The sequence below is a fragment of the Chitinophaga sp. genome, assembly GCF_036566945.1.
In the GTDB taxonomy this organism is placed as follows: Bacteria; Bacteroidota; Bacteroidia; order Chitinophagales; family Chitinophagaceae; genus Chitinophaga.
In genome coordinates, this window is the sequence record NZ_DATCVJ010000676.1 from 1 (window position 1) to 3,104 (window position 3,104).

Sequence of the window (3,104 nt, forward strand, 5' to 3'; positions counted from 1 at the left end):
TTCATCATGCTTACCTTGTGCGCCCAGCAGTTTCCCTATACTGAGGTAGCTTTCCGCCACATGCACTTTATCATCTACCTTATCATTTACCTCCAGTGCCTTTGTCAGGTATTCCATGGCGGCGGGATAGTCCTTTTTTTCCTTATAGGCCGCCCCCAGTGCATTGTAACAAATAGCCATGCCTATTGCCCTATCCATTTTCAGGTTCATGTTGAGCGAGCGTTTATAGTATTGGATGGCCAGATCCAGTTTATTTTGCCCCTGATACGCATACCCCAGATTACCGAGATTAATGGCAACGCCCAGTTCATTATGACTTTTTTCTTCCAGCTCCAGTGCGTGGTTAAAATGAGTGATGGCGTCATCATATTTTTCGGTAGTGAGCTGGATGTTGCCGATACTATTAGTGGCTACGCAGATATTGCGGATATCATTGATCTTCTCGGCCAATACCAGGGCTCTGACATGATAATCGAAAGCCTTCTGCAGTTTATCCTGCCGCCGGCAGTCTACCCCGGCATTATTCAGCGACAAAACGATGAGGAACGTATCTTTTGCATCTTCAGCCGCTTTGAGGGCTTTTTCGTGAAAATCTTCCGCAATGATATACAGTGATTTATTTCTTTTACTGGTGCCAATATCGTTATAGGCCAAAGACATTCCTCTGGGATACTTAAGGTTTTGCGATAAACTCAGTGCGTCCTGGAGGAAGACATTTTCTATTTTGTGTGTTTCAAAATAACGGCCATTGGAAGCTCCTTTTTTGAGTAGCAAGGATACTTTAGCAGTATCATTAGGGAGCGTACGAATAGAATCCATCAACCTGGAAATCCGCAGTGAATCCTGCGCCCCTGTTCCTAAACTGGCCCCCAGCAGGAGGAGGAACAAAAAACATACACCTTTTATAGACATTGGCTGGTGGGTGTGACGACACAATTTAAAAAAGAATTGCGAATAACGTGCGGTGAATTAAAGATATCCGGGCAACTTGTCCAGATTGCCAATCATTTGACAATCAAAAAGTTTTAAAAAAGCGAAAGGGCGAAAGAATTCGCCCCTTCTTCCTATTAACCGAATACACCTACTGAAAATATGGGATAGCAATGGCGTGCCACGCCACCCCACATTAACTTTAATGCCTGGAAAGTAGTGTTGACACTACAACAGGCTGAATTTTATATATAGCAATTTATAATCGGTTAATAGCAAAGGGTCCTTGTGGATATAGCTAGGATAAGACCTTTACGAAAGCACGATATATGATAACGCGTCTTACGCACCATTCTAATGTCTTATTCAGTCAATTCAACAGCACTATCATCGCCGGCACAGCGTGACTTACTACACAAAAAATACCTAAGCAGCATTTCTCAGGGAGGATTAGGTTGGGTATGCGAAATGTGTCAACAAATAGACATCATTCTGGCATGGCAAATAAATTCTACTGGAAATTCGGGAGGATGTGGAAAAATTATTGGGTTGGTAACACTAAGCTACACAACAAATGTATAAAAGAGTTTTAATAAAAGAAAATAATATTTTATGAGGAGTGCGCCATAATTGCATCTTCCACCCATTGCATCACTAGTTGGAGCTGATCTTCGAGGTTTAAGTGACTGTTATCCAGAATGATAGCATCATCTGCTTTTCTCAGTGGACTTATTTCGCGGTTGGCATCTATATAGTCTCTTAATTCGAGATTTTCTTTTACTTCTTCGAGGCTAATATTCTTGTTTTTTTCGTACAATTCTTTAAAGCGGCGCTGTACGCGGATGGCAATTTCAGCGTTCATAAAGATCTTGAGTTCTGCATGGGGGAATACGACAGTACCGATATCCCGGCCATCCATCACAATACCTTTGCGGCTACCCATTTTCTTTTGCTGTGCCACTGCAAAATCGCGGACTTCTTTTACGGCAGCTACTTCGCTAACTTTTTCTGCCACGATCATTTCGCGGATCAGGTGTTCCACATTCTCATTATTCAGGTACATTTCGCATAAACCTGTAAGAGAATTAGGTACAAAGTCCAGGTGAACATCTTTCAGTGCACCGGCTACGGCTTCATGAGATTGCCAGTCGATGCGATTTTGAATAAAATAAAGGGTAACAGCGCGATACATAGCACCACTGTCTATATAGGTATAGTCCAGTCTTTTAGCCAGTTGCTTGGCTAAAGTGCTTTTGCCACATGAAGAGTAGCCATCTATCGTGATGATTATTTTTTTCAAAACTATCTGTTTAAATGAATCGCCTATAGGGAAGAACGTTACAAAATTGAGGCAAATAGCCGAGAAAAACAAGAAATACGAATGACGAATTACGAAAGACGGGATTTGGAAGGTTACCACCTTTCCAAATCCCGTCTTTATATTGTTGAATACTATTGTGTCACGACCACCTTACAGGTGTAGAGTTCTTTCATGGTTTCCTTATGATAGATGACCAGGAAATACACGCCAGAAGGCAGGCTGGTGATATTGATATCTTTATCTCCTTTCACCTCATACTTCCGCAAGACCTGGCTCCAAACGTCATGCAGTTCCATTTGCATATCCCCGCGGATACCACGAATCTTCACCGTGAACTGGCCGTTGTTCGGGTTGGGGAATACGTTTATTTGTACAAATGGAGGCACTGCGCGTACTTCAGAATAAGTGATTTTACCATTTCGTCCTACCGCCTTAATGCGATAGTAGGTCCAGTCGTCATATTCATTCGGATCCTGGTAGGTATAGCTAAGCGGCACGCTGCTATTACCGTTGAGTGCTTTTGTAGGAACAGTTGTTATCGTAGTGAATGATTCTTCTCTTTCATAGCGGCGTTCTACTTCAAACACTGCATTGTATATTTCTTTGCTGGTAGTCCAGTCCAGCTGCACCATGGCCGGTGCAATCCTGTATGCTTCGAAGCTCAGGAACATCACTGGTTTGGAAGATCCGAACAAGGTAGTTTTCGCGAAAAATTCATTGCTGCCCAGTGCGGTGAAATGTCGCAGGTGCATAGTAGCAGGATTGGACATTGCATTGGTGGTTAGCGTACCTGTGAGTGGTTTATTAGGAATAAATGGTACGTTGTCCCATACGCCTGCCACGAAGCGGGTAA

General features: G+C 42.9%; 3 protein-coding genes. All 3 read right to left on the minus strand.

All coding sequences use genetic code 11. The features are described 5' to 3' along the window. A partial coding sequence (locus tag VIP81_RS20515; RefSeq protein WP_331965530.1) for a tetratricopeptide repeat protein occupies window positions 1–912 on the minus strand: 912 nt, incomplete at its 3' end. A gap of 628 nt (window positions 913–1,540) precedes the next feature. Next, on the minus strand, window positions 1,541–2,230 hold the full coding sequence (cmk, locus tag VIP81_RS20520; RefSeq protein WP_331965533.1) for a (d)CMP kinase: 690 nt from the start codon (window positions 2,228–2,230) through the stop codon (window positions 1,541–1,543). Between the two features lie 152 nt (window positions 2,231–2,382). After that, window positions 2,383–3,104: T9SS type A sorting domain-containing protein (locus VIP81_RS20525; protein WP_331965535.1), on the minus strand; the 722-nt coding region annotated here is incomplete at its 5' end.